Origin of the sequence: Yoonia sp. 208BN28-4 (assembly GCF_037543925.1) — a bacterium.
Classification (GTDB): domain Bacteria; phylum Pseudomonadota; class Alphaproteobacteria; order Rhodobacterales; family Rhodobacteraceae; genus Yoonia.
The window spans coordinates 638,615-665,241 of record NZ_JBBIFY010000002.1; the positions used below are offsets into that span (position 1 = coordinate 638,615).

The 26,627-nt window shown below is 59.9% G+C and carries 28 protein-coding genes; 13 read left to right on the plus strand and 15 right to left on the minus strand.

Annotation, left to right across the window (positions count from 1 at the left end; translation table 11 throughout):
* The first annotated feature begins 39 nt into the window (after window positions 1-39).
* The 8 genes from V8J84_RS09395 (at window position 40) to V8J84_RS09430 (ending at window position 7,120) form a co-directional block, all read left to right on the plus strand.
* The gene (locus V8J84_RS09395) at window positions 40-1,209 is read left to right on the plus strand and encodes a M20 aminoacylase family protein (RefSeq protein ID WP_339930374.1); all 1,170 of its coding nucleotides are present in this window, start codon (window positions 40-42) and stop codon (window positions 1,207-1,209) included.
* A 263-nt stretch (window positions 1,210-1,472) separates the two neighbouring features.
* A complete protein-coding gene (gene speB / locus V8J84_RS09400; RefSeq protein WP_339930376.1) occupies window positions 1,473-2,441 on the plus strand; it encodes an agmatinase in 969 nt (322 codons plus the stop codon).
* The gene (speB, locus tag V8J84_RS09405; RefSeq protein WP_339930378.1) at window positions 2,441-3,382 is read left to right on the plus strand and encodes an agmatinase; all 942 of its coding nucleotides are present in this window, start codon (window positions 2,441-2,443) and stop codon (window positions 3,380-3,382) included. The genes speB (V8J84_RS09400) and speB (V8J84_RS09405) overlap by 1 nt, the downstream gene beginning before the upstream one ends.
* Window positions 3,383-3,454: 72 nt before the next feature.
* On the plus strand, window positions 3,455-3,898 hold the full coding sequence (locus tag V8J84_RS09410) for a DUF1499 domain-containing protein (RefSeq protein ID WP_339930380.1): 444 nt from the start codon (window positions 3,455-3,457) through the stop codon (window positions 3,896-3,898).
* A gap of 18 nt (window positions 3,899-3,916) precedes the next feature.
* Window positions 3,917-4,972 carry a peptide chain release factor 1 gene (prfA, locus tag V8J84_RS09415; RefSeq protein WP_339930382.1) on the plus strand — a complete coding sequence of 352 codons (1,056 nt, stop codon included), beginning with the start codon at window positions 3,917-3,919 and terminating at the stop codon, window positions 4,970-4,972.
* Window positions 4,969-5,829 carry a peptide chain release factor N(5)-glutamine methyltransferase gene (gene prmC / locus V8J84_RS09420; RefSeq protein WP_339930384.1) on the plus strand — a complete coding sequence of 287 codons (861 nt, stop codon included), beginning with the start codon at window positions 4,969-4,971 and terminating at the stop codon, window positions 5,827-5,829. The genes prfA and prmC overlap by 4 nt, the downstream gene beginning before the upstream one ends.
* A gap of 176 nt (window positions 5,830-6,005) precedes the next feature.
* Window positions 6,006-6,554 carry a DUF4167 domain-containing protein gene (locus tag V8J84_RS09425; RefSeq protein WP_339930386.1) on the plus strand — a complete coding sequence of 183 codons (549 nt, stop codon included), beginning with the start codon at window positions 6,006-6,008 and terminating at the stop codon, window positions 6,552-6,554.
* Window positions 6,551-7,120 (plus strand): hypothetical protein, encoded by a 570-nt coding sequence (locus V8J84_RS09430; RefSeq protein WP_339930388.1) that lies wholly within the window; start codon window positions 6,551-6,553, stop codon window positions 7,118-7,120. Before V8J84_RS09425 ends, V8J84_RS09430 begins: the two co-directional genes overlap by 4 nt.
* On the opposite strand, the gene rsmA is transcribed toward V8J84_RS09430, so the two are convergent.
* The 6 genes from rsmA to lptF are packed head-to-tail and all read right to left on the minus strand — an operon-like array spanning window position 7,076 to window position 14,449.
* Window positions 7,076-7,918: a 16S rRNA (adenine(1518)-N(6)/adenine(1519)-N(6))-dimethyltransferase RsmA gene (rsmA, locus tag V8J84_RS09435; protein WP_339930390.1), complete on the minus strand. Its 843-nt coding sequence runs from the start codon at window positions 7,916-7,918 to the stop codon at window positions 7,076-7,078. The genes V8J84_RS09430 and rsmA overlap by 45 nt on opposite strands.
* Window positions 7,919-7,963: 45 nt before the next feature.
* Window positions 7,964-8,932 (minus strand): 4-hydroxythreonine-4-phosphate dehydrogenase PdxA, encoded by a 969-nt coding sequence (gene pdxA / locus V8J84_RS09440; RefSeq protein WP_339930392.1) that lies wholly within the window; start codon window positions 8,930-8,932, stop codon window positions 7,964-7,966.
* A complete protein-coding gene (locus V8J84_RS09445; RefSeq protein ID WP_339930394.1) occupies window positions 8,929-10,143 on the minus strand; it encodes a peptidylprolyl isomerase in 1,215 nt (404 codons plus the stop codon). The genes pdxA and V8J84_RS09445 overlap by 4 nt, the downstream gene beginning before the upstream one ends.
* 18 nt (window positions 10,144-10,161) lie before the next feature.
* Window positions 10,162-12,252 (minus strand): LPS-assembly protein LptD, encoded by a 2,091-nt coding sequence (locus V8J84_RS09450; RefSeq protein ID WP_339930396.1) that lies wholly within the window; start codon window positions 12,250-12,252, stop codon window positions 10,162-10,164.
* Window positions 12,249-13,343, minus strand: coding sequence for an LPS export ABC transporter permease LptG (lptG, locus tag V8J84_RS09455; protein WP_339930398.1), 1,095 nt, complete (start codon window positions 13,341-13,343; stop codon window positions 12,249-12,251). The genes V8J84_RS09450 and lptG overlap by 4 nt, the downstream gene beginning before the upstream one ends.
* A complete protein-coding gene (gene lptF / locus V8J84_RS09460) occupies window positions 13,340-14,449 on the minus strand; it encodes an LPS export ABC transporter permease LptF (protein WP_445285967.1) in 1,110 nt (369 codons plus the stop codon). Before lptF ends, lptG begins: the two co-directional genes overlap by 4 nt.
* Window positions 14,450-14,620: 171 nt before the next feature.
* Here lptF and V8J84_RS09465 point away from each other — a divergent pair, with 171 nt between their 5' ends.
* On the plus strand, window positions 14,621-16,090 hold the full coding sequence (locus V8J84_RS09465) for a leucyl aminopeptidase (protein ID WP_339930402.1): 1,470 nt from the start codon (window positions 14,621-14,623) through the stop codon (window positions 16,088-16,090).
* A 1-nt stretch (window position 16,091) separates the two neighbouring features.
* Window positions 16,092-16,538, plus strand: coding sequence for a DNA polymerase III subunit chi (locus tag V8J84_RS09470; RefSeq protein WP_339930404.1), 447 nt, complete (start codon window positions 16,092-16,094; stop codon window positions 16,536-16,538).
* A 119-nt stretch (window positions 16,539-16,657) separates the two neighbouring features.
* Here V8J84_RS09470 and V8J84_RS09475 read toward each other — a convergent pair whose 3' ends face one another.
* The 3 genes from V8J84_RS09475 to V8J84_RS09485 form a co-directional block, all read right to left on the minus strand.
* Window positions 16,658-17,236 (minus strand): retropepsin-like aspartic protease family protein, encoded by a 579-nt coding sequence (locus tag V8J84_RS09475; RefSeq protein WP_339930406.1) that lies wholly within the window; start codon window positions 17,234-17,236, stop codon window positions 16,658-16,660.
* A 19-nt stretch (window positions 17,237-17,255) separates the two neighbouring features.
* Entirely contained in the window at window positions 17,256-17,885 is a 630-nt protein-coding gene (locus tag V8J84_RS09480; protein ID WP_339930408.1) for a MarC family protein, read from the minus strand.
* Window positions 17,886-17,956: 71 nt separating this feature from the next.
* Entirely contained in the window at window positions 17,957-19,810 is a 1,854-nt protein-coding gene (locus V8J84_RS09485) for an ABC-F family ATP-binding cassette domain-containing protein (RefSeq protein ID WP_339930410.1), read from the minus strand.
* A 125-nt stretch (window positions 19,811-19,935) separates the two neighbouring features.
* On the opposite strand from V8J84_RS09485, the gene ndk reads away from it, so the two are divergent.
* Window positions 19,936-20,358: a nucleoside-diphosphate kinase gene (ndk, locus tag V8J84_RS09490; RefSeq protein WP_148055205.1), complete on the plus strand. Its 423-nt coding sequence runs from the start codon at window positions 19,936-19,938 to the stop codon at window positions 20,356-20,358.
* A gap of 13 nt (window positions 20,359-20,371) precedes the next feature.
* On the opposite strand, the gene V8J84_RS09495 is transcribed toward ndk, so the two are convergent.
* Window positions 20,372-20,788: a DUF4112 domain-containing protein gene (locus V8J84_RS09495; RefSeq protein WP_339930412.1), complete on the minus strand. Its 417-nt coding sequence runs from the start codon at window positions 20,786-20,788 to the stop codon at window positions 20,372-20,374.
* A 91-nt stretch (window positions 20,789-20,879) separates the two neighbouring features.
* Here V8J84_RS09495 and V8J84_RS09500 point away from each other — a divergent pair, with 91 nt between their 5' ends.
* A complete protein-coding gene (locus V8J84_RS09500) occupies window positions 20,880-21,437 on the plus strand; it encodes a hypothetical protein (RefSeq protein ID WP_339930414.1) in 558 nt (185 codons plus the stop codon).
* On the opposite strand, the gene V8J84_RS09505 is transcribed toward V8J84_RS09500, so the two are convergent.
* The gene (locus V8J84_RS09505; protein ID WP_339930415.1) at window positions 21,434-21,763 is read right to left on the minus strand and encodes a TfoX/Sxy family protein; all 330 of its coding nucleotides are present in this window, start codon (window positions 21,761-21,763) and stop codon (window positions 21,434-21,436) included. The genes V8J84_RS09500 and V8J84_RS09505 overlap by 4 nt on opposite strands.
* Before the next feature lie 155 nt (window positions 21,764-21,918).
* On the opposite strand from V8J84_RS09505, the gene V8J84_RS09510 reads away from it, so the two are divergent.
* On the plus strand, window positions 21,919-22,089 hold the full coding sequence (locus V8J84_RS09510) for a hypothetical protein (RefSeq protein WP_339930417.1): 171 nt from the start codon (window positions 21,919-21,921) through the stop codon (window positions 22,087-22,089).
* 67 nt (window positions 22,090-22,156) lie between these two features.
* Here the strand turns inward: V8J84_RS09510 and V8J84_RS09515 are convergent, their stop codons facing one another.
* The 4 genes from V8J84_RS09515 to V8J84_RS09530 form a co-directional block, all read right to left on the minus strand.
* Window positions 22,157-24,307, minus strand: coding sequence for a DEAD/DEAH box helicase (locus V8J84_RS09515; protein WP_339930419.1), 2,151 nt, complete (start codon window positions 24,305-24,307; stop codon window positions 22,157-22,159).
* An 85-nt stretch (window positions 24,308-24,392) separates the two neighbouring features.
* Window positions 24,393-25,217 (minus strand): CPBP family intramembrane glutamic endopeptidase, encoded by an 825-nt coding sequence (locus V8J84_RS09520; protein WP_339930421.1) that lies wholly within the window; start codon window positions 25,215-25,217, stop codon window positions 24,393-24,395.
* Entirely contained in the window at window positions 25,218-26,024 is an 807-nt protein-coding gene (locus V8J84_RS09525) for a class I SAM-dependent methyltransferase (RefSeq protein WP_339930423.1), read from the minus strand.
* Window positions 26,021-26,620: an HD domain-containing protein gene (locus V8J84_RS09530; protein ID WP_339930425.1), complete on the minus strand. Its 600-nt coding sequence runs from the start codon at window positions 26,618-26,620 to the stop codon at window positions 26,021-26,023. The genes V8J84_RS09525 and V8J84_RS09530 overlap by 4 nt, the downstream gene beginning before the upstream one ends.
* Window positions 26,621-26,627 lie beyond the last annotated feature (7 nt).

The window sequence follows — 26,627 nt, forward strand, 5'->3', positions numbered from 1 at the left end:
AGGTCGCAGCCTATTGACCCTGAAACCGGAGTGCCACCCATGCCCGTCATCAATCGTATCGCTGCCTTTTCCGATGACATGACCGCGTGGCGCAGGCATCTGCACCAACATCCCGAGATCACGTTTGACTGCCACAATACCGCGGCCTTTGTGGTAGATCGCTTGCGCGACTTCGGAATCACGGAAATTCACACAGGCATCGCGACGTCAGGCGTTGTGGCCATTATCGAAGGGCAGGGTGCTGGCCCGACCATCGGCTTGCGGGCCGATATGGATGCGCTGCCGATGGCCGAGGAAACCGGGCTGGACTATGCCTCGACAATTGACGGCAAGATGCACGCCTGTGGCCACGACGGACACACCACGATGCTGCTGGGTGCGGCACGGTATCTGGCGGAAACGCGAAACTTTGCGGGGCGTGTGGCGCTGATCTTCCAGCCCGCCGAAGAAGGCGGCGGCGGCGCGCAGGTGATGCGGGACGAAGGGATATTAGACACCTTTGATATTGCAGAGGTTTATGCCCTGCACAACGCGCCCGGCACGCCCGTGGGGCAGTTTTACACAACACCCGGTCCGATCATGGCGGCGGTGGATACGTTTTCCATCCAGATCAAGGGCGTTGGCGGCCATGGTGCAATGCCGCATGAAACCCGCGACCCGATTGTGGCCGCAGTCAGCATGGTGCAGGCGATCCAGACGATTGTGAGCCGCAACCACTATGCCGCCGACGCGCTGGTGGTCTCGGTGACGCAGATCCACACCGGATCAGCCGATAACATCATCCCAGAAGGTGCATGGATCAACGGCACGGTGCGCACGTTCGACAAGCGTGTGCAGGACATGGTGCGCACGCGCCTGTCCGAGATTGTGGCGGGGCAAGCGGCCAGCTTTGGCGTGACAGCCGCGCTGGACTATGAGGTGGGCTATCCGGCCACGGTGAACGACGCGGACAAAGCGGCCTTTGCGGCAGATGTGGCCCGCGAGATCGCAGGTGACGCCGGCGTGGTCGCTGATGCGGGGCCGGAGATGGGGGCAGAGGATTTTGCCTATTTTCTGGAAGACCGTCCGGGGGCGTATCTGTTCGTGGGCAACGGCGATACGGCAGGCCTGCACCATCCGGGCTATGATTTTGCCGATGATACTGCTGCGGCAGGTGCATCTTTCTTTGCGCGCTTGATTGAACGCGCGCTGCCGGTGAGCAAAGTCTGATCCAAAGGTGCGCTACCGCGCATTTTTGATATTGAAATCGGAGACGTGCCGCATTGTTTGAAAGTTTGGTGCTGGTTGAAGATTTTTGTCAATCTGCGCAGAGGCCGTTTGCGGACAGGTCTGCCGCAAGACAGGCCATGTCAAGTGTAATTGCGCCGCCTGACGCGTCAAGGATAAACAGATGCAAGCATCTGCGCCTGCGGCGTCCTTGACCCGCCAGTCGTCGCGGTGGCACGTTGCGGCAGACAAATTGGAGAGATGCGATGAGTTTGGAAGACGCCAAAAGCCAGATTGATCTGGCCTTCACGCGGCCTGACCGCAAGGGGCTGGCTTACGAGAACGCATTTGGCGGTGCGACGTCGTTCATGCGGCGGCAGTATTCCAAGGATTTGCAAAGGGTTGAGCTGGCTGTGACGGGTGTGCCCTTTGATCAGGCGGTGACCCATCGCGCTGGCGCGCGTTTTGGCCCCCGTGCCATCCGTGAGGCATCTGCCCTGCAACCGTTTGATCCGCCTTACGGCTGGGACGGGTTTGATCCGCTGGGTGATCATGTGATCGTAGATTACGGCGATCTTGCTTTTGATTACGCGCATACGCCCAGCTTTCCCGGACTGCTGGAGGCGCATATCGGCGGGATTATCAGACAGGGGCCGGGGACGATCACGCTGGGGGGCGATCACTTTATCACGCTACCAATCCTGCGCGCCTACGCCGAAAAATACGGGCCGATGTCGGTGATCCAGTTTGACGCCCACTCGGACCTCTGGGCAGACGACGATATGGAGCGGATCGACCACGGCACGTTTATGTATAAGGCGGTGAAGCTGGGGTTGGTGGACGTGACACGCTCTGTGCAGATCGGGATCAGGACAGAGTGTGATGATTACTGCGGGATGCCATTCATTGACGCGCGCACCTGCCATGAACGTGGATCGCAGTATGTCACGCAAAAGGTTAAGGAGATTGTAGGCGACAGTCCGACCTATGTGACTTTTGATATCGACGCGCTTGATCCGGCCTTTGCCCCCGGCACCGGCACACCCGTCTGGGGTGGGCTGGCAAGCTGGCAGGCGGCGGCAATGCTGCGCGATCTGGCGGGGATCAACATGGTTGGCGGTGACGTGGTTGAGGTGTCACCGGCCTATGACACCACAGGAGTGACCGCGATTGCCGGGGCGCATATCGCGATGGAGCTTTGCTGCCTTGCGCTTTGGAACCAAAGGAAAAAATGATGCCTGCCCAACCGATTTCGGGAAATGATCTGGCGCGGTTTTCAGGCCCGCAGACCTTTATGCGCTTGCCTGCAGCGGAGACGGCCAAGGGCATCGACGTAGGTTTCATCGGGATACCGATGGACATAGGCACAAGCTGGCGCTCTGGCACGCGGTTCGGGCCCAAGCAGGTGCGTGCGGAAAGTGCGATGATCCGCCCCTACAACATCCAAAGCGGGGCAGCGCCATTTGATGCACTGCACTGCGCTGACCTTGGTGATGTGTCGGTCAACACGTTCAATCTGGCCGACACGATTCGTTTGATTACAGAGACTTATGACACGCATCTGGCGCATGACATTGTGCCGATGGGCATTGGTGGAGATCATACGATGACGCTGCCGATTTTGCGGTCGATTGCCCGCAAACACGGGCCGGTGGCGCTGGTGCATGTGGATGCCCATGCGGATGTGAACGACGAGATGTTTGGCGAGCGTGAGACGCATGGCACTGTATTTCGGCGCGCCTATGAAGAGGGGCTGATCACCGCTGACAAGGTTTTCCAGATCGGGTTGCGTGGCACGGGATACACGGCTGATGACTTTACCGAGGCGGCGAGCTGGGGGTTCAACCAATGGCTTGCCCCTGATCTGTGGCACAAGAGCCTTGCGCCATTGGCCGCTGAAATCAAAGAGAAAATTGGCGACCAGAAGACCTATATCACCTACGATATCGATAGCCTTGATCCCAGTTTTGCGCCCGGCACCGGCACGCCCGAGATCGGCGGGCTGACCACGATGCAGGCGATGGAACTGATCCGCGGTCTGCGCGGGCTCAACATCGTGGGCTGTGATCTGGTCGAGGTGTCGCCGCCTTATGATCCCAGTGGAAACACGGCGCTTGTGGGGGCCAATATCATGTTCGAGATGTTGTCGATCCTGCCTGGCGTGCCATATCGTTAATAATCAAAACACTGTGCACCGGACGTGCACCAAACGTGCACAGCGCATGCACCGGATAAGAGGGTCGCTTTCTTGTTAACCAACATCCTATACGCCATCGTCGCCATTGCAGTGGCCTTGATGCTTTACATCCGGTTTGTGCCAGCCAATGCGGAAAAATGGACGTCACCCGACGTGGCGTTGATGCCATCCGGCGATACGGACGGTGAACGGTCGTTTATCGCGGTGCGCCGGGTCGAAAGCGACGATATGCTGGACCGGCTGACCTCTGTTGCGCTGGCGACGCCGCGCACGCAACTGCTGTCGGACGGGTCAGGCCAATGGACGACTTTTGTGACCCGCACGCGGATCATGGGCTATCCCGATTATACGTCTGCGCGCGTTTACGATCTGGGCGGGCAGCCGCATTTGCAGATTTACGCTCGCGCACGGTTTGGCAAGCTGGACATGGGTGTGAACAAGGCGCGGGTGCAGGACTGGCTGACGCGTCTTGACCTCTTGACGCCGGAAGGCTGATCCGCCACCACCTTTCCCATGATTGCATCAGAAAAAATCGACCAGATCATTGACCGTTTCGAGTTTCTCGAGGCCAAGATGGCCTCGGGTGACGTGGGTAGTGATATGGTCACTTTGGCCCGCGAATACAGTGAGTTAAAGCCCGTTGTTGAGACCGTTTCCGCTTATCGCGACCTGTTGGTTCAGATTGACGATGCCGAAGCCATGTTGCGTGATCCCGAGATGCGCGAAATGGCCGAAGAGGAATTACCGGGGCTGAAAGAACAGCTTGCTGCGTCCGAGGAAGGCGTGCAGCTGGCGCTTTTGCCCAAGGATGCTGCTGACGGTCGGCCCGCGCTGCTGGAAATCCGGCCTGGCACGGGCGGTGATGAGGCGGGGCTTTTTGCCGCTGATCTGCTGCGGATGTATCAGCGATACGCCGAAAAGCAGGGCTGGAAGTTTGAAATTCTTGAAGAAAGCCTGAGCGAACTGGGCGGCGTGAAAGAGGTTGTCGCGCGAATTGCGGGCGAGAATGTCTTTGCGCGGATGAAATACGAAAGCGGCGTGCACCGCGTGCAGCGCGTGCCGGAAACCGAAAGCGGCGGGCGTATTCACACCTCTGCCGCGACGGTGGCGGTGCTGCCAGAGGCCGAAGACGTCGATATCCAGATCAACCCGTCCGATCTGCGGATTGATACCATGCGCGCCTCAGGGTCTGGCGGGCAGCACGTGAACACGACTGACTCGGCGGTGCGCATCCTGCACATCCCGACGGGTCTGATTGTGGTCAGCGCCGAAAAATCCCAGCACCGCAACCGCGAGATCGCGATGCAGGTGTTGAAAACACGTCTGTTCGATCTGGAGCGGCAGCGTGTGGACGGTGAACGATCAGCGGACCGCAAGGCGCAGGTCGGATCGGGGGACCGTTCGGAACGTATCCGCACCTATAATTTTCCGCAGGGACGCATGACGGATCACCGGATTAACCTGACGCTTTATGCGCTGGCGCAGGTGATGGCGGGCGATCTGGACGAAATCATCGACGCGCTGACGGCAGACGCGCAGGCCACGCTCTTGGCCGAGATGGGATCGTGACGACCGGACAACAGGCCATTGCCCTTGCGGCCAAGGTGTTGACCGCTGCCGGAATTGATGATGCGGCGCGCGATGCGCGCAGGCTCTTTGCATATGTCATGGGCGTTGATGCGTCGCGTGTCACGCTGATTGCCGGTGATCCGGTGACACCTGCGCAAGAGGCTGCCTTTGTGGCGTTGATTGAACGCCGCGCGCGGCGAGAGCCCGTAGCGCATCTGACAGGGGAACGGCAGTTTTACGGTCGCCGGTTTGAAGTGGGCCCAGACGTGCTTGATCCGCGCCCCGAAACGGAAGAGCTGGTCGCGCAGGCGATGACTGTGCCCTTTGGCCGTGTGCTGGATCTTGGGACAGGATCAGGCTGCATTATCACGACCTTATTGGCCGAACGCGGGTCAGATGCGTTTGGCGTAGCCACCGATATGTCCACCGCCGCACTTGCCATTGCGCAACGCAACGCCGCACGACTGCGGGTTGAGGACCGGATGCGCTTTTACCAAGGCGATTGGTATGACGCCGTGCCGCAAAGCGAGGTGGCTTTTGATCTGGTCGTCAGCAACCCGCCCTATATTGCGGCCGACGAGATGCCGGGCCTTGCGGCAGAGGTGCGCGATTTTGAGCCGCGTTTGGCGCTCACAGATGAAGGTGACGGGCTGACAGCTTACCGCGCCATCTCGGCGGGGGCGTTCGCGCATCTGGCAAACGGCGGCTGGCTGATGGTCGAGATCGGACCAACCCAAGGGGCTGCGGTCAGCGAAATGCTGCACCACGAAGGATTCGCGCAGATCGCGGTCCGGCCTGATCTGGACGGGCGTGATCGTGTCGTTATCGGTCAAAAACCGCCATTTTCGCCCCAATAAGCTGCAAAAAGGGCATTTGCTCTTGTCACGCGGGCATAGAAGTGCTTTTTGAAACCTATCGCACGATGAGCCTCTGCTGCTCTCGTCGGTGGTCGCCACACAAACTGGGTCACTTTTGAACCGCATCACCATGCGCCTGACCCGATAAAAGCTACAGGCTTGACGAAAGCACATTCATGAGATCATCCAAGTCACGGTCGCGGGGCAATAAGAACCGCAATAACCGCCCATCCGGCGGCAACATCATCAACCGCGTGTTCGACAGCAGCGGACCCGAGGGGAAGGTGCGCGGCACGCCGCAGCAGATCATCGAGAAATACAACCAGCTGCACCGCGACGCGCAACTGTCGGGTGATCGGGTGAACGCTGAAAACTATGCCCAGCACGCGGAACATTATCTGCGGATGCTGGCCGAAGCGCAGCGCGAGGTCGAAAAGGCCCGTGTGGAGCAAGAGGAAAAGAACCGCGAACGTCAGGCAGAGCGTGACCGCGAGCGGAACGAACGCCTGAAGGCGCAAGAGGCCGCGTCGAACGATCCGGCCGCGATGGATCAACCCAGTGTCGATGCAAACGACGACAGCGGTGACAGCAGCCTTGTGGAAACGCCAGAGGCGCAGCCGGAGCCAAAACCCCGTAAGCCGCGCCAGCGCAAACCGCGCCCTCCCAAGCCGCAAGACGATGGGCAGGGTGGTCAGGATACACCGCCATCGGAAGCCGCCGAATGAACACAAAGGCCCACCTGTCCGGTGGGCCTTTTGCGTTGCAGCGTGTGGTGGTGACAGGGGCCAATGGCGCGGGAAAATCGACATTTGCAACAACCTTGGGCCAGCGAAGCGGCTTGCCCGTTCTGCACAATGATGCGTTTGCGCTGACGACCCGCTGGCAGAGGCGCCCGCGCAGCGGTGTGCAACGGGCCGTTGCTCAGGCCCTGAGCGCACCGCGCTGGATTATCGAAGGCGGGCCATCGCTGATCCGGCCGGATGTTCTGGCGCACGCGCCATTGGTGATCTGGCTGGACCTGCCGCGCGGGCTGCGCATCCGGCGGATCATCGGGCGCTCCCTGCGCTATGCGGGGCGCACGCGGCCTGAGCACCCGGCGGGCAACCGCGATTGGCCTGGTGTTCGGCAGGTGCGCTTTGTTGCGGGTGCCTGGCGTGACGCCGGCGCCTACAACCGCGCGATATCAGAGGGTTTGGGCAGCTATCCCGTGACGCGTTTGACATCGCCTCAAGCCATTTCTGCGTTTCTAGATACCGTCGAGACTGCGGGCGAGGGCACAAAACTGCTCTAGCGACACCTGCTCGGCCCGTTCGGTCGGTTTGATACCGGCGGCGATCAGATGATCTTCGATATCCGGCCCGAGGGATTTGAGCGCAGAGCGCAGCATCTTGCGGCGCTGGTTGAACCCTGCCGCAACGACCTTGTTCAGCGTGGCGGCATTGGCCGGAAAGCGTGGCGCGGGCAGGGCCGTCAGATGCACAACAGCAGAGCTGACCTTGGGCGGCGGCGAAAATGCCTCTGGTGGCAGGTCCATCACGATCCGCGCATCAGCCCGCCATTGTGCCAGCAGCGCCAGACGCCCGTAAGCCTTCGAGCCGGGTTGCGCCACGATACGTTGCGCCACCTCGCGCTGGAACATCAGCGTCAGCGTGTCCCAGAACGGTGGCCAATCGGGTGGCGTCAGCCAGCGCACCAGCAGTTCGGTGCCGACGTTATAGGGTAGATTGGCCGCGATTTTGATCGGCGGCGTCAGATGCGCCAAGGCGTCCACCTCAAGCGCATCGCCCTGAATGACTTGCAACCGGTCCGGATAGGCCGCACCGATGTCTGCCAGCGCAGGCAGGCAGCGCGGGTCCATCTCGACCGCCAGCACGCGCCGTGCGCCTTCAGCCAGAAGACCGCGGGTCAAACCACCCGGACCGGGGCCGACCTCAAGCACGTCAGACCCGCTCAGATCGCCCGCAAGTCGCGCGATTTTGGCGGTGAGATTCAAATCCAGAAGAAAGTTCTGCCCCAGCGACTTTTTCGCGGCGATGCCGTGTGTGTCGATGACCTCGCGCAGCGGTGGCAGTTGATCAATGCCGCTCATGGTATCATTTTGCCCTCAATACTCCCGCCGGAGGCACCTGATCGTTCAAACACCGCGGGCATCCGCCATTGTGCGCGCCATGCGTAAGGCGGCGATCATGGATGTGGCATCAGCGACGCCTTGGCCCGCAATATCAAAGGCCGTGCCATGATCGGGCGAGGTGCGGATAAACGGCAGGCCCAGTGTGACATTCACACCGCCCGAGAAATCAAGCGTCTTGATCGGGATCAGGGCCTGATCGTGATACATGCACACGGCGGCATCATAGTGTTGACGCGCGCCTGCGTGGAACAGCGTATCGGCAGATAGCGGACCGCTCAGGTTCATGCCTTCGTTGCGCAGGGCCGTCAGAACGGGCGTGATCATCTCGATCTCTTCGCGCCCCATTTTGCCGTCCTCTCCCGCGTGGGGGTTCAGACCGGCCACCGCAATGCGGGGGGCTGCAATGCCGAAATCACGGCGCAGGGCTGCGTGTGTAATAAGCAGCGTGTTGGTTAAAAGGCTGGCGGTCAGCTGCGCTGGCACTTCTGACAGCGGAATGTGGATCGTGGTGGGCACAACGCGCAACGCATCGCACGCCAGCATCATCACCACACGGTCCACACCGGCAAGTGCGGCAAGATATTCTGTGTGACCGGGGTACGCGAAATTGGCACCATCAATTAGCGCGGCCTTGTGGATCGGCGCGGTGCAGATTGCGCGTGCATGGCCGGTGGTGACGCAGTCCACACCATGCGCTATCGCATCAATCACCGTCTGGGCATTGGCCGCATCAGGCACGCCCGGCGTGGCAGGTTTCCCAACTTTATGCGCCAGCACACCCAGCTTGCCAGGCTGTGGCGTTTCGCGCACATCGCGCAGCAGCTCGTATGGGGTTTCATATGGCAGATGCGCGGGATCACCGATCCAAAGGAGCGGCATTTCATCCCGAAGAGCCGCCCAAGCGGCGACAGCAATTTCCGGTCCGATACCTGCGGGTTCGCCGCAGCTGATCACAATCGGTTTGTTGGTCATCGCACCACGATCGTGGCGGAGGCACGCAGGTTTTCAAGCAGGCTTTCGGCAAATCCGGCCAGTCGCTGGCTCCGCAAGCGGTTCTGGACGGCCTCGCGGTCGACCTCGGTTTCGGTGTCTGCAACGCGATTGCATAGCATCAGAAACACGATGGTCTGGCCGTTTGCGCGGGTCAGGTTGTAAGACACTTCGCCCGGATCAAGGCGGGCCAGTTCAATCGCCACGTCCTGCGGAATTTCGGCAGGCGCAAGGCTGGAGCGTTCAAGCACCTCGGCTGGCTGACCTTGGGCGATGCCATAAAGATCGTCGCAGGTGTCTACACGGTTAGCCACATCCTGCGCGCCCGCAAGACCGGCAGAGCTATCGATGTAGTAAGCGGCGTATTCAATTGCGGCGGGGGCAGGCGGAGCGGTTGGCACTTCGCGCACGCCGCGCATCTGGAACAGCGCCACACCATTTGTGATCTGGATCGGCGCGGTTACTTCGTTTGTGCCAAGCGACAGCAAAAGCCCGCGAAGCTGCGGCGGGTAGTTCGTGATGGGCAGCCAGCCAAGACGGCCACCATTGTTGCGTGATGGAAGCGCCGAAACCTGTCGTGCTGCAGCCGAGAACGCATCCTGACTGCGCAGACCCGCGATCTGCTGGGCACGGGCCAAAGCCTGCGCTGCACGCGGCGGTGGGGCGGGAATGATAATCTCGGACAGGAGCACTTCGATCCCCGCACCGGCACCCGTGGTGGCCGCGATTGCGCGATCAATATCGGTTTCGCTGACCTGTGTGCTTGGCCCATAGCGATTGCGGATGTAATCGCGCCAAGAGATCCCGCTTACAACAAAATCGCGCAGTGTCGCGCGATCAACGCCTTGCTGGGACAGAACCTGAAGGAACTGGTCGAGCGTGAGATTAGCGCGTTCCGCGAACTGCTCCATCGCGCTGAGCACGCCTTCCTCGGTCAGGCTAAAGCCCGCGCGATCAAGTTCGGCCTGCTTGAGACGCTCCTCGATCAGCTGTTCGCGGGCAAGCTCTGGTCCGGCACCCGGCGTGCGAAACGCTGTCAGAAGGCGCGCGCGTTGGTCGATCTCGTAATAGGTGATGACCTTGTCATCCACGGTCACCGCTGGCGAAAATCCGCTTTGCGCCATGGCTTGCGGCGCGACAACAAACGCCAGCAAAAGGGCGATAGTGCGGGTGACGTGTGAAAGGATGCGCATGTGCCTGCCTCGTGATCTTTAATTCGTACAACCGGTTGCGGGTCCGCCGCCTGATCGCCCGGCTGAAAAGCCGTTCAGCGACACGCCAAGCCCGACATCGGTCGATGGGTCCACAGTAGTCGAAGACGTGAAGCGGCGCGAGACCGAAAGACTGACCGTCACGCATTCGTTTTGCCATTCCAGTTCAAGCGCTGTGCGGGCAGGGCGGCCAGCGGCGATATCATAGCGCCCGTCAAATCCGATGCGCCACGCATCCGTGACCTGCACGGCGGTATCCAGCCGCCATTCCGATACTGCATCGGGGCGGTTTTCTACACCATCGGCGGCCTGAAAGACGTAGGCGGCGTCCAGCGACAGATCGGCGGTTTGCCAGTTGATCCGCGCGGTGCCTTGGGTGATGTCAAAGTCGTCGTCAAACAGGCTGCGGGCCTCGACGAAAAAACCGTCAGCGGTGGCGATCTGTCCTGACAACAGCCAGTCGGACCTTTGCCCTGATAAGCCCGAAGACGCGCTGAAATCCGAGATGGCCTCATCGCGGAAAATGCGTCCGAATGTCAGGTTCGATGTGGTGCCAGCAGCCATATGGCGTGTCCAGCTGAGGCCTGCCGCGGCGCGCAAACCCGTCTCGGTCCGATCCTCGCCTGCAAAACGGGATAGCGCAAAGAGGTTGCCACGATCCAGTTCGGCGCGGGTGCTGTCTTCGTTGGGCGGGGTGTCGCCAAACTGATCCGACCACGCCAAGGCCAAGGTCGGCTCCAAAAGATCGGTGACACCGCCAGCGCCGCGCCGGATCAGCGGCCACCGCAGCGTTGTCGCCACATGGGGAATCGTTTGCAGCCCCGCGTTGTCGATACTTGGGTCATCGGCCACCTGAAAATAGTTGGCTTGCAATCCCGCGCTGGTTTCCATCAGGACGCCGCCTGCCAGCTGGAAATTGCGCTGCCAGCGCATGCCTGCCCCGATGCGGGCCACATCCCGCGCGTCATCCTTATTTGTGCGCACGGCCACATCCGCGCCAAGGGTCAGGTCAAGCCAGCTCGCGCTGCCCAGATCGATGCGGCGGTCATAGCCGATGGCGGCCACAACTGGCGGCAGGGCGGTATCGACTTCGTTGTCGCGCAGTGATTCAAAGAATGTCAGCTGCGTCTGGAACAGATCATCAGCGCGCACCCGCGTCAGGCTGATCTGGCTTTCAAGGCGGTCCGTATCGCCAAACCCGTAATCAAGTAGGTAGGCCGGATCACTTACAGTTTGCAGCGTGAAATCCAGTTTGAAGTCCGACCGCAGGTCAAAGCTGCCTTCGGTGAACAGGAACGATCTGATGTCGTCTTGCAAGGTGTCGTCGGTCACAGCGCCTTCGATCAGCAGATTGCCGTTGATAAACGCCTCGCGGTAGCGGGCCTCAAGCGTGCGGGTCTTGGCCGAAACATATGGTGTCAACGTTAGGTCACGGTGATCCCCAAGCCGGATGAAATACGGCAGTTTCAGGCCGGTGCCCAGTTGATCTGTCGTGCGCAAACGCGGGATCAACAGCCCCGTCGCGCGGTCTAGTGTCGGATCAGGCAGGCGCATATACGGCAGCCACAAGATCGGCAGCCCGCGCACGCGCAAAACGGCGTTATCAAAATAAAGCTGCCGTGCGTCCTGATCATGCACAACGCGGTCAGCGCGAATGTCCCACAGCGGGGCCTGTTGGCCGCAAATCTGGCAGGATGTGGCCGCCACCTGACGCAGGTCCGCATAGCGCCCGTCCACTCGTGCGATCTGGGTGGCGGCCAGTTGCAACTGTCGGTCCAGCACCAGACGCGCCCCGCGCAAAAGACCGTTTTCAAGGCGGGGATCAAGGCTTGCGCGATCCGCCGTGATCAGGTTTCCCGTGCCATCGGTGATGAAAATCGGCCCGTCGATCATCAGCCTGTCAGATGCGCGGTCATAGACGATCCGGCGCGCAGACAGGCGGGTGCCATCATAAAAGGCTTCGATGTTTCCCTCGGCGATCAGTTGTTCGTCAGCGGTCACGACGACGCTGTCGGCAATCAGCGTTGCTGTGCCTTGCGCCGTGGCCAAGCCGGGCAGAAACGCCAGAAGAAGGGCAAGCCACCGCATCATCCGTCCTCCTGATGCAATAAAAAACCAAGTGACAGACCAATCGCGGCAAGTGGTGGTGCCCATGCCGCAAGTGCGGCTGGTAACTGGCCGTTCTCACCCAGAATTTGCGCAAAGTTACGTAGGAAATAGATGGCAAACGAGAACATGATTGCCATCAGCACCATCAGACCCACGCGCCCGCCGCGTTGGTGGCGCATCGTAAAGGCCGCACCGATCAGCATCATTGCGGCCATAAACGCAGGCATTGCCAGTTCCATCTGGAACCACACCTCGTGCCGCTGGGCCGAGAAGCCTGCCGCACGCAGGCGGTCGATAAATTGCGGCAGATCCCAGATCGGGATCGACGATGGCGTGCCAAAGCTGTCTCTGATCTGATCGGCGGTCAAAGTGGACGGGATTGTCAGTTGGGGATGCAGGGATGCCGCCGCCTCTGGCGTCGTGTTGCCTGACAGTGGCCATAGTTTGGCATTTGTCGCGACCCATGCGCCAGCGACCAGTTCGGCGCGGGCGGCCTCAATCCTTTGGATCGGGCCAACTGTGCGGTCAAAGCTGATGAAGGTGACGCCGTTCAGCTCTGTGCCGTCAAGATTGGCGCTATCGGCCTGAATGACCGTTTGCTGGTCGTCGTTGCCCTGCCGCAGCCACAGCCCCGTCGAGCCGAGCGATAGCACACTGCTTTCGCCTTTCAGCGCATCGATCCGCGCCTCGGCCTGACGTTGGGTGGCTGCAACAATCGGGTTCATCACTGCGACAGCCAGCACGCCGATCAGAAAGGCCACGACCAAAGGCGCCATCAGCGCCCGTAAGCCGGACCGGCCCGCCGCCCGCGTGACGACAAGCTCTGACGAGCGGGCAAGCCCGAGAAACAGGGTAATGGTCGCAAGGATCATGATCAGCGGGAGGATTCCGTAAATCGATTCCGGCGTTTGCAGCAGGGTGAGCACGGCAATTTCGGCCAGACTGGCATCGGCGTTGGCATAGCGGCGCAGTTGATCGACGAAATCAATGAACGTCAGGATCATCACAAAGACAGCAAACACACCCAGAAAGCTGAACGTGAAGCGGCGCGCAAAATACCGGTGCAAGATCATGATAATGCCACCGCAGTTGGCCGCCGCTTGAACAGATACGGGCGGCCTGCCTTGAACAAAAGCGCCCAACCGATCAGGAACCCCACAACGCTGGGCAGGTAGGTGGCAAACCAAAGGTTGGGATCGGCGCGCGCGGCGCTTAGGCCGACAGCCTCAACCGCTTTGACAAAGACAATCAGCAAGATCGCCACCACGATCTGTTTCCAGACGCCAAAGCGGCTGAACCCCGCCGAGATCAGGGCCGCAAAGCCGACAAGCGCCGACACGGCACCAAGGATCGATTGCCCGATCCGGTTGTGACCTTCAGCCATTAATTCTGGGATCGACCGGCGTGTTTCGTCTGCAAGGGCGTCGTCGGCTTGCATCAGCTCTAACGTGGGCACCTCGCGCGATCTGCGCCCTTCACGCGGCGCAACCGACAGGAAGCTGCCAATGTCGTAAGCGAAATCATCAAAGGATGTGGTGAAAAGCTTTTGATCCGACAGGCGCAGCGTCTGCACCAGCCCGTCGACCATCACAAGCTGTGCCGCACCGTCATTGCGCACCAGAAAGGCTTGCGCTGCGGTATAGGTCACCTGTTCGTCGGCCGAGCGGCTGTCTGACAAGAACAGATCACGCAATTCACCCGCTGGCGTGATTTCGCGGATGTAAAACGTCAGACCATCAAGCGGTTCAAGAAACTCGCCCTCGGTCAAAAGCCGTGCGGTTGCGTTTTGTGAAATTTCGGCCTGACGGTCCTGCAGGCGCGCGGAGGATACCGGCACCAGATAGTGCATCAGCGCCGACATCAGCAGAAACACGATCAGCCCGAAGTAAATCACTGGCCGCGCCATGCGGAAGGGGGAATAGCCCGTGGCCTGCACAGCGACAAGTTCGCTGTCCGTGCTCATGCGGTTGGTGACATAAACGGCAGCGGCAAACGACGCGATGGGCAGTGCCAGCCGGATCACGCTGGGCAGCGATAAAACCGTAAATTCAAGGAAAACCGCCGCTGATTGGCCGTCCGCGATCAGTTGGTCAAACAGGCGTACCGCACGGTTGATCCAGTAGATCAGCACAAGCACAAGGCTGAAAAAGCCAAACAGCATCATCAGCTGTGACAGCATATAGCGGTCAAATCGTGCCAAGTCGTGCCCACCCCTTATGCTGCTGCGCCCCGTATTCCGCGTTGGTTCTAACGCAACCACCGGACGGTTTGAACAGTTATCTGGTCAAGCGCGCAGGCGCGGGCTAGGTATTGCCAAACCACGCCAAACAGACATCCAGTGAGGTCGCATATGACAACCGTTTGCCCCTATACAATCACCGCCGCCAGTGTTGATACGCTTGCCGATCTGGGCGGTCAGATCGCGGTTCTTGTCAGTCTGAACGGACAGCTTGGCGGGCTTGGCACGCAACTGGATGCGCGCATGCATGGCGCGCTGTCGGGTGCCGTGAACAGTCCCGCATTTGAAAAGGCATCAGCTGGCGATTGTCTGACCATCGGCTTTCCGTCAGGGATCGCGGCCGACGCCGTGCTGGTTGTGAAGCTTGGCGCAGATGCCACACAAGACGAGGCGCGCAAGGCGGGCGCTGCATTGGCCAAGGCCAAGGGCGACAAAAGCCTGCATGTGCTGGCCTCTGACATGGCCCGGTTGACAGATCTGGCACTGGGCCTTCTTTTGCGCGACTACCGCTTTGACGCGCATATGACCAAAGCCCCTGATCCGCGCGGGCATATCGATTTCTGCGTCGACGATCCCGAAGCGGCCCGTGACAAGATCGCGGCTGCCAAAGATATCGCGGAAGGCGTGTTTTTCACTCGCGACCTGACAAATGAACCGGCAAACGTCCTGACAACGACCGATTTTGCAGACCGTCTGAAAGCGATGGAAGACATTGGCCTGACGGTTGAGGTGCTGGAAGAGGACGAGTTGGAGCGCTTGGGCATGGGTGCGCTTTTGTGTGTCGGACAAGGCTCTGACAGTCCGACCAAGGTTGTTGTGATGCAGTGGAACGGCGGCACCGAAGGCGAGGCCCCGTTTGCGCTGGTCGGAAAAGGCGTGGTTTTTGATACCGGCGGTATCAGCCTCAAGCCCGGCGCGGGCATGTGGGACATGACGATGGACATGGGCGGCGCAGGCGTTGTGTCGGGCGTCATGAAGACACTCGCACTGCGCAAGGCCAAGGCCAACGTCGTGGGGCTGGTCGGCATTGTGGAGAACATGCCGTCCGGCAATGCCGTGCGCCCCGGCGATGTGGTCACATCCATGAAGGGCGATACGATTGAAGTGCAGAATACGGACGCCGAGGGGCGCTTAGTTCTGGCGGACGTGCTGTGGTACGCCCAAGACCGCTTTGCGCCGACAGGCATGATCAATCTGGCGACGCTGACCGGTGCGATGGTCGTTGCCCTCGGGCACGAGAATGCGGGCGTTTTCAGCAATGACGACACGCTTTGCGATGCGTTCCTGAAAGCCGCCGCCAGCGAAAGCGAAGGCGCGTGGCGGATGCCGCTGGGTGATGCCTATGATGCGCTGCTCAAATCGCGTGTCGCGGACATGAAAAACATCGGCGGGCGCCCTGCGGGGTCCATCACGGCCGCGCAATTCCTCAAACGCTTTGTCAAAGATGATATGCCGTGGTGCCATCTGGATATCGCAGGCGTTGCATCGCGGTCTTCCCAGACCAATCTTGCTCCGGCTGGGGCGACGGGCTGGGGTGTGATGGCGCTGAACCGGCTGATCGCCGAGCACTACGAAGGCTGATATGGGGGCTGCATATTTCTATCATCTGACAGCGACCCCGCTGGAAAAAACGCTTCCCATGCTGCTTGGTAAAGCGCGCGAGGCCGGGTGGCGCGTGTTGGTGCGCGGGCAAGACGCAGGACTGCTTGAAAGGCTTGATCAGGTGCTGTGGCAGGACGGATTTCTGCCGCATGGGTTGGCTGGCGGCCCACATGATGATGATCAACCTGTGCTTTTGGGGAGCGGCACGCCGTCTGATGGTTTTGCCTGCGTGATGAGCGTGGGCGGTGGCGATGTGACGCCTGCCGAAGTGGGCCTGCTTGATCGCACCTGTATCCTGTTTGACGGCCACGACGAAGCGGCATTGGGCTTTGCACGCGGTCAGTGGAAGATGCTGACCGACGCAGGCTGCACCGCCCAATATTGGGCGCAAGAGGACGGACGCTGGACCAAAAAGGCCGAGAAATGACGCCTAGAATTCAAAGTCTGCGTTAAAATCTTCTGGCAGCTCGGTTGCGGCAGTTCCTGCGCAGGCAGCAACGAACAGAATGGCGACGAACGGCAGGATGAAGCGCATGATTTTGAACCTTATCGGGTGAGGATCAGGCGGTCGCCTGCGATACGTATTTCATCGTAAAGGCCAAGATAGCTCATGCCAAGCAGCGATCCGTTCATCTCGCCGGCGTTGACGGACGCGCGAATTTGATTGTCGGTGAAGGGGCCAAGCGCCACGTCGTCAAGCCAGACTGAGGCCGTGCGCGTCACACCATTGGCGGTATTGGCTTGCCCCAGATAAGCGAGATTGTCCGGGTCCAGACCAACCCTTGCCGCGTCGGCTTGCGTCAAAACGACCTGCGTCGCGCCGGTATCCACCACAAAATTTACAGGAACGCCGTTCACATCAAGCGTGAGATAATAGTGACCGTCCGCCATGCGCGGCACCTCGATGGTGGTGCCGTTGACCACCGATTGCCGTCCAGTCACATCGCGCGATACATCCGACCAAAGCCCGATAGCCGCGATGACACCGACAAAAATAAGGCCCCAGATCGTGGCCTGCTGCGCCATTTTTCCAAGACTGTCGCGATTTGCCACAAGGTAGGACCCCGCGATTGCGACGCCGAGGAGCCCTAAAAAGGCTGCGTTTGCGATCTGATCACCATTCATGGGGATGATATAGGGTGTCTTACCCGATCCCGAAAGACTGCGACACGCCATCAAGAATAAATTGGATCGCCAAAGCGGCCAGAAGCATGCCCAACAGCCGCGTCACGATATTGATGCCGGTTTTTCCCAGCGCGCGCTCAATCCCGGTGCCGGAGAGAAACGCAAGGAACACGGTCAGCAAGACGGTGAACATCACGGCGGTGATCGCGATGAAATCCGCGGCACCTTCGGCCTGACCTGCGAGCAGGATGATAGTGGTGATCGCACCCGGCCCAACGATTAGCGGCAGCGCGAGGGGGAACACGGATGGATCGTCTTCGTGGTCAGCTACGCCTTCTTCGGCATTGTCTTGTCGACGGGCCTGTCGTTTCTGAAACAGCATCTCAAGCGCTGTCAGAAACAAAAGGATGCCGCCAGCGATGCGGAAGGCGGGCATGGAGATACCGATAAAGCCAAGAACAGCCTCGCCCAGAAACAGGAAGACGATCATCAGCACCGCCGACACAATCGTGGCACGCACGGCGATGGCGCGGCGTTGTGCGGGCGTCATACCTTGCGTCAGCGCGATAAAGATCGGCACCAGACCCGGCGGGTCGATGATGATGAAAAGCGTGGTAAAGGCTGCGATCAGCGCAGGAATTTCGGTCATGATGCAACCTTAGCAGAGTATGCGAATTTTCTCGGAAATTCTGGGTGGCGTAAAAATCCAGAATTCTGGGATCAGGGTTTTTGTGCTTTTTCCAGCTTCTCAAGCGCCTGCATCCACAAGGCTTCGGCCCGTTCCAGCGCGTCCATCACCTCAGCGTATTTCTTGTTCCACGTCTCAAGCTCGCCTTTGCGGGCATCTTCGTAGAGCGCTGGATCGGCCAGCTTTTTGGCCAGCTTGTCGCGCATGTCGTTGATCTTTGTCACACGCTCTTCGGATTTGCGGACGTCTGATTTCAATGCAAGGATCGCGTCGCGTGACGGTTTGGGCGTCTTGGGCGCGGCAGGCTTGTCTTTCGCCTTGGGCTTTTCGGGCGTGATCAGCATCTGGCGATAGGTCGGCAGGTCTTCCTCGTAGGGCTTCACGTTGCCGCCTTTGACCAGCCAAAGCCGGTCGGCCACCATCGACAGCAGGTGCATGTCGTGGCTGACAAGGATCACAGCGCCGTTGTAGGCGGTTAGTGCTTCGACCAGCGCCTCGCGGCTTTCGATGTCAAGGTGGTTTGTTGGCTCGTCCAAGATCAGCAGATGCGGGGCTGGCAAAGTGGCCAGCAGCAGCGACAGACGCGCCTTCTGACCACCTGACAGGCGGCCCACTTCGGTATCGGCTTGCGCGGCGCCTAGGCCGAAACCTGCAAGACGGGCGCGGAGCTTGGCTTGGCCTTCCTCGGCACGTTCGCGCAGCAGGTGTTGCAGCGGTGTTTCCTCAACGCGCAATTCGTCCACTTGGTGCTGGGCGAAAAAGCCGATGCGCAGCTTGTTGGATGACTGCATCTTGCCGCGCGCGACTTCAAGTCTGCCTGATAACATCTTGGAAAGAGTTGATTTTCCCTCACCGTTACGGCCCAGCAGTGCGATCCGGTCGTCCTGATCAATGCGCAGGTTCAGATCGTGCAGGATGATCTGGTTGCCGTAGCCAACTGCGGCCCCTTCGGTCGCGATGATCGGGGGCGAGAGTTCTTCGGGATTGGGGAAGGTAAAGACCGTGCGTGCCGCGTCCTCGGGCGCGCGAATGGTTTCCATCTTTTCCAGCATTTTCACGCGGGATTGCGCCTGTTTCGCCTTGGAAGCCTTGGCCTTGAAACGGTCCACAAAGGCTTGCAAATGCGCGCGTTTGGCATCCTGCTTTTTCGCGGCAGAGGCCATCAGCGCACGCTTTTCGGCCCGCTGTTTGGCGAACATATCGTAGGTGCCGGTGTAATAGATCAGACCCTTGTCTTCGAGGTGCAGAATGCCGCCGACAGAGCGGTTCAGCAGTTCGCGGTCGTGGCTGACAATCAGGACGGTGTGCGGGTATTTGACCAGATAAGCCTCAAGCCACAACGCACCTTCGAGATCGAGGTAGTTGGTCGGCTCGTCCAGCAGCAGCAGGTCGGGTTCGGAGAACAGCACAGCGGCCAAGGCCACGCGCATCCGCCAGCCACCGGAAAAAGCTGAGCAGGGCATGCGCTGTTCTTCATCCGTGAAGCCCAAGCCCTTGAGGATCGCAGAGGCGCGGCCTTCGGCTGACCATGCGTCAATATCGGCCAGACGGGTCTGGATATCGGCAATTCGAGTTGGGTCGGTGGCTGTCTCGGATTCGGCCAGCAGCGCTTCGCGCTCCGTATCCGCGCGCAGGACGGTGTTGATCAGCGACACCTCGTTGCCCGGCACCTCTTGGCTGACGCCGCCGATCTTCCAGCCGCGCGGCATGTCGATGTTGCCGGTATCCAGCGGAAGTTCGCCACGTATCATCTTGAATAACGTGGTTTTTCCCGTGCCGTTGCGGCCCACAAGGCCAACCTTGTGGCCAGTGGGAATAGTGGCGGAGGTGTGTTCCAGCAAGGAACGCCCTTCGATGGAATAGCTGAGGTCTGTGATGCGTAACATAAGGCAGGCTTTGCCTGATCGGCCAAGCGGCGTCAATCACAGCTTTTCAAGGGCCATGGCCCGTGTTAGTGCGCGCGCAGATATTCCACTGGCCCTTGGGCCTGACAGCAAGAAAGACATGAAACATGGCTATCCAACGCACATTTTCCATCATCAAACCCGACGCCACAAAGCGTAACCTGACAGGCAAGATCGCCGCCAAGTTCGAAGAAGCCGGTCTGCGCATCGTCGCGTCCAAGCGTATCCAGCTGACACTGGCTCAGGCACAGCAATTCTATGGTGTTCACGCTGAGCGTCCGTTCTTTGACGAACTGTGCGAGTTCATGATCTCCGAGCCGATCGTTGTTCAGGTTCTGGAAGGCGAAGACGCGATTGCAAAGAACCGCGAAGTCATGGGTGCAACTAACCCAGCAGACGCCGCTGACGGCACAATCCGCAAGGAATTCGCGCTGTCCATCGGTGAGAACTCGGTCCACGGATCCGACGCGCCAGAGACAGCTGCAGAAGAGATTGCTTTCTTCTTCTCCGGTCTTGAGCTGGTTGGCTAAACGCCCATTGCGTTTATGAAATTGAACCGCCGTGCCCGATAGGGTGCGGCGGTTTTTCTATGGCCGCACCATTTTCGGCAATCTGGCCGCGCAAATCGTTTTCCATCAGGCGGTAGTTGCGCAGGTTTGCCTTATAGAAGGTGTCAAAAATATCGCCAAGGATCGGAATTGATCCGATCGCAAAGTCCAGCCCCGAATTGACCGCCATGCGCGTCAGGGTGCTGTTGCGCGCCCCCAATTGCCGCGCGCGCCATACCATATAGGCCGCAGGCGTGAGCGACGCGACATCGCCAACCACCGGCACGAGGCCAAGAATACTATCAAGGCCGACGGTGATACTGGTGCCGGGAATGCGAAAAAGCGCGTCCATCCGCTGCGACAGGCGTCCCAGCTTTTCCAGATCGCGATCAATGGTTTCAGGGTTTTGCATGCCATAGATGTAGGTCTTGCTGCACAATTTGGAATGGTTGATGCGCACAAAGGCTTGCAGAATGGCATCTGTCTGCGGTTAAGGTGGCGTCATGACTGATGACGGACCAAACACCTATACCTATTCCCAAGCCGCGCTGCGCGGGGAAGCAACTTTTGTCGTTGACGGCGACCAACTGCGAAAGGATGGTGATGACGGCTGGTCTTTGCGCTTTGGTGATGTGACTGCGGCGACATACACAATCATCGGCACCAAAACAGGCGCAACCCGCGAGCTTTTGCTTGAGGCGGATGAGCCACGAAAACTGATCTATGTTGGTCCCGGTGGGGACAATGCGGATAACGCGACGTTTCGGGCGCTTTGCAAGGATGTGGGCAAGGGGCTGCATGCCGCGCAACCCGGGTTCGAAATTGTGCGCGGGTTCGCCAAGGGGCCACGGCGCTGGATGTTTGCCGCATCGCTGTTTTCGATAGCTGTAGCCTTATCGCTGGGTGTGGCGATGATGCTGGCAGGGGTCAGCACGGATATCCTGATCGCGCAATCGTTTCCGCTAATCGGTTTGCTGCTTTTCGGGGCGTGGGGCGCGTGGTCGTATTCACCGACGCGCAAGCCCAGCACGATCAAAGCACAGTATTTTCCGCAGGGCTAGCGGACTGTATCCACCACGCCGATTTTGTTGAGAAACTCTTCAATTTCAGATCGTTGCGCATCAAAGCTCGTGTCCTTGAGCGCGTCAAAAGACTTGCGCAGCGCCTTCTTTTCATCGCCTTTGCAATCGTTCCAAGGGCGACCCTGCAGCGCCATGTGCAACACATAATAGCCGATGAAATGGGGCTTCATACCGTTGGCCAGCATCTTGGCATACGCGGCATCCGCGCCGACGGTATGCAGCTCTTCGGCGGTCATAATGCCTACCGCCTGAAGCTGTTCTTCAAATGCGGGGCCGATATTTCGGATTGTCGTCAGCGCTGCCATGCCGTGATCGTAACGGGAGGCTGCAAAAAGGGCCAGTGGGGCGGCACCCTCAGGGGGAGGATGTGAAGGCGCAAGCGCACCCGCTGGCCGGTCTTGTAACGCCTGAGGGAGGACAGGCGTCACGGTCGTTGGTGTGTCAGATGCTCGCGTAGTCCGTGAACACCGGCTTTCGCGGTGGCGTGGGTGCCGCTGATTTCGGCGGTGTTACGGGTGGTTTTGCGGGCTTTGGTGGATGTTGCGATGCCATTGGATCGCTCCTTTGGTTGCCTGTCATGGCGGAGTGTCCGCCGGTACTGTCGCGGGTCGTCTTACGCGACCTGACCTAGCGTAAACACGCAAATGGGCCACCGAAGTGGCCCAATTATGGCAGTATTAAGGCAATTTTAACCAGTTTTAGCGGCTCTTGGGGCCGGATCGGCGTGGTGGGCCCGATCCTGCACCTTTGCCGCCGGGCTTTCCGCCCGCCTTGTGGCGCGGTTTAGCCTTGCCACCCGGGGGAACAAACCGTTTGGACGTGTCAGACGCTTTTGCCTTGGGCTTTGCCGGAGCACCCTCACTGCGCGGCTTGCCTTTGTAGCCCTCTGACTTGCCCTTATAGCCGTCCGATTTGCCTTTGTAGCCGGGCTTTCCGCCGCTTGGCTTGTCGTCGCGGCCACCTTTGTAGGGTGGCTTGCCGGATTTCGCTGTGACAGCGCCATCGTAATCGCGGCGCTCTGGCTTGGCGAAATTCGTCTTGGTATGACGTGACTTGCGGGGTGCAGTGTCATCGGCGGCACCTGCGATGGGCGCCACGTTTTCCTGCCGTGACGGTGGTGGTGCAGAGTTGTCGCGCGGCTTGTCATAGCGGGGTTTGTCGCCGCGCGGTTTCTTGTCGTAGGGTTTCTTGTCGCCACGTGGCTTGTCGTCGTAGCTGCGCTTGGACGGGCGTGCGCCACGCTCCGAAATTTGCGGCGGTCCATCAAGGGCTGTCAGTTGCGCCTGGTTCTCAAGGCTCATGTCGGGGCCAACTTCCTTGAGGAAGTTCGGCACGGCGGCCTCGGAAATTTCCACAAAGGTTTCATTCGGCTGGATGCGGATCGCGCCAATTTCTTTCTTGGTGATGCCACCGGCCTTACAGATCATTGGCAGCAACCAACGTGCTTCGGCCTTGCCTTCACGCCCGATGTCCACGCTGAACCACTTGGACGGGCCAAAGGGTGCACGCTCCTTGCGCTCGCGCTTTTCGTAAGCGGGGGCAGCGGCGTTGGGATCGACGAAAGTGAGGTCTTCGGGCGCGGAGTTCTTGCCTTGGAACAGGCGCAGATAGGCGGCGGCGATCTTCTCGGGCGCGTGTAATTCCAACAGGCGGGTCGCGAAACCCTGTTCGCTTTCGGTGAAATCTTCGGACCAGATGCTGTCGGTCAGCAGACGTTCTTCGTCCCTCGCCTGCACCTCGTCTGCGGTGGGGGGCGATGCCCATGTGGCGCTAAGCTTGCCCCACTTGAGCAGGTTTTCTGCGCGGCGGCGCATTTTGGGCGGCACGATCATCGTCGAAATGCCCTTGCGACCCGCGCGACCCGTACGGCCAGAGCGGTGCAGCAGGGTTTCGGCGTTCGTGGGCAGTTCGGCGTGGATCACAAGCTCTAGATTGGGCAGGTCGATGCCGCGCGCGGCCACGTCGGTCGCCACACAGACCCGTGCACGCCCGTCGCGCATCGCTTGCAGCGCGTGGGAGCGTTCGGTTTGCGACAGCTCGCCGGACAGCGCCACAACGCTGAACCCACGGTTCGACAGGCGCGTCGTCAGGCGCGTGACCATCGCGCGGGTGTTGGCGAAGACGATGGCATTGGGCGCCTCGTAGTAACGCAAGACGTTGATGATCGCGTTGTCGGCGTCGTGCTGGGCCACGGTCAGGGCGCGGTATTCGATGTCTGCGTGCTGGCCTTCTTTGCTGGCGGTCGCCACGCGCACGGCGTCTTTTTGGTAGGATTTCGCCAGTTTGGCGATCATAGGCGGCACAGTGGCCGAGAACATGAGCGTGCGGCGCGTCTCGGGTGCTTCGCCGAGGATAAACTCAAGGTCCTCGCGGAAACCCAGATCAAGCATCTCGTCGGCTTCGTCCAGCACAATGGCTTTCATATCGGACATATCAAGCGACCCGCGCATGATATGATCCTTCAGGCGGCCCGGCGTGGCGACGACGATATGCGCGCCGCGATCAAGCGCGCGACGTTCATCGCGCATGTCCATACCACCCACGGTGGAGGCCATGACGACGCCAGCACCTGCATAAAGCCACTGAAGCTCGCGTTTCACCTGCAAGGCCAGTTCGCGCGTGGGCGCGATGACCAATGCAACAGGGCGGCCAGCGGGGCCAAATGTGCCGTCTTCGGCCAGGATTGTCGGGCCAATCGCCAGACCGAAACCAACCGTCTTGCCCGATCCCGTCTGGGCAGAGACCAGCAAATCCTGCCCCTCAAGGTCGGGGTCGGTGACCGCCTCTTGCACGGGGGTGAGGGTGTCATAGCCTTGTTTGGCAAGGGCATCGGCGAGGGTCTGGATCATAGCGGCTTTCACGGACTTGACGTATCGGTCATTTCAAAGGGGTCGCCTATGCCTGTTGGCGGGCTTTGTATAGGGGTAATCGGGGTCAATCGACAGGCCCGACGCGGCGTTGCCACCGGTTGTAGGTCAGAAGGCCGATCAGCGTGATCGCCGTGGGATAGATCCACAGGCCAGAGATATCGGTGGTTGTTGCCTGCACGATTGCCTCACCCAGCGTAAGCTCGGCCAGCATCTGGGAGGTCATGCCAGCGGCGTTCCACAAAAAGTGCAGGATGATCGGCGGCCAGAGCGAATTGGTCTGTAAGTAGACCGCGCCAAACACAAGCCCCAAGGCAAACGCGTTCAGCACCTGAAAGACGGTGAAGGCAAAATCCTGTCCGGCCAGAACATTGCTGAAATGGAAGATGCCAAAGATGACCGACGACAACAGAAGTGCCGCAAACGGACCAAAGCGGGATCGCAGACCGTGCATCAGGATGCCGCGAAAGATCGTCTCTTCAAAGAGTGCAACACCGATGTTGAGCGCCACAATCGCCAGAAACGGGCGCAGATAGTCTTGCGGGGTGAAGCCTGCCACCAGCGCCAGCATGGCCATCATCAGTATGATCAGCGGATAGGCTGCGACCCAGCGAAACGCGCGCCGACCGTCCGGATCGGGTGTTGATGCGATCCCGCTGTGCACGGCCCAGCCGAACGCCCAGACAACGGTCAGCGCCAAGACGACAAAGGCCCATTCAAAGACCAGCACCTCAATCGGCAGGCGGTATCCGATGCGCCCCGTGCCACCGGTCGCATCACCGCCTTCGAAAATCAGGTAGGGGCCGACAAACAGCACCTCGACCAGCAAAACCGCCAGAAGTGCGGCCCGCAGCGGGTAACCATTCGCCCATATGCGCAAAGTCTGGATCATTCAGCGCCGCATGGCCTGCATCCAAAGCCACGGGGTCGGACCGGCACGCCATTCCCACAAGGCCAGCAGACGGTCCATATCCGAGAAACCGTCCATCCAGTCCGGCAGGCTATCGGATGAAAACGCGCGCTCCAGCCGCGTGATCGTGTGCGTGTCCTCAAAGCGCTCTGTCAGCGTGTCGCTGAGGCCGGGGATCATGCCGTCATGCACTTCGACCAGAATATCGGCGCGGCGCAGGCCTTTGGCGCGATCAGGGTCTAGAAGCGCCTCTTCCGCGCCTTCGATATCGCAAATGATCGTTGTTGGCTGGGCGCGACAGATGTCAAAATCGGCGTGGGTCAGCTTTCCGCCAGTCTTCACACGCTCTGCGACGCCGTTGGTTTCTGCCAGTGTCTGACATTTTTCGATGGCGGCATCATTGCTGTCGCGGGCCCAGATGATGGTGTCGGGCAAGCGGGTCGCAAAGCCCACCGCATAAAAGCCCTCTGCGCAGCCCACATCGATAATCAGTGGTGGGGCAGTGGCGATAATATCTTCGATCACCGGCGCGAGCGACTTTTCATAGCATCCAAGCAGGCGGGCGATGCGCGTGCCTTCGGATGCGGGGGTGTCATAGGCCATGCCTTCAAACGGGCCGGACATTACGCGGGTGCCCGATTGGGCCACCAGCGTGTTTTCCAACAGCCGTGACCGCCATTTTGCCAGATAGCGCAGTGCTGCGTTGAGTTTGGCGGGATCGGGATCACCTTCAAGCAGACGTAAGATTTCGGCTTTTGTTGCGGTGCTTAACTTGCTGGGTGATTTCATCGCGTGGCAAACCAAGCGGAAATCCGGGTGTGCAATGCGTCCCAGATCGCAGGCGCGCCGCGTTTCACCTTGGCGCCGACGCGGCTTTCCAACTGATCAAGCGTGACATTGTAGTCAATCCAGCTTGCGCCGCCCGCTTCCAAATTGCTGACCACCGGTTGCACACGGTCCAGCGATTTTGCGAAAACCGCATCATCTGTTTCAGCGGCTTCGAATTCATCCCAAAGCGCGCGAAAGCTGCTGGCCTGATCCGGCGGCAAAAGGCCAAAAATGCGGGTTGCGGCGGCTTGCTCCTCAGCCTCTTGCGTGGCTGCGTCGCGGGCGGCAGCGCTGTGGATTGGCACGTCGCCTGCATCAATTTCCACCAGATCATGGATCAGCAGCATCTTGATCACGCGATCTACATTCACCGGACGGTTCGCATGCTCGGCCATCACCATGGCGTAAAGCGCGATGTGCCAGCTGTGTTCGCCGGTGTATTCACGCCGCGAATTGTCGTGCAGGCTGGTGCCACGCATGACGGATTTCAGTTTGTCGGCTTCGATCAGGAAGGCCAGTTGGGCGTCGATGCGACCCTGATGTGGGTGGGTTGTCATGGGCCCA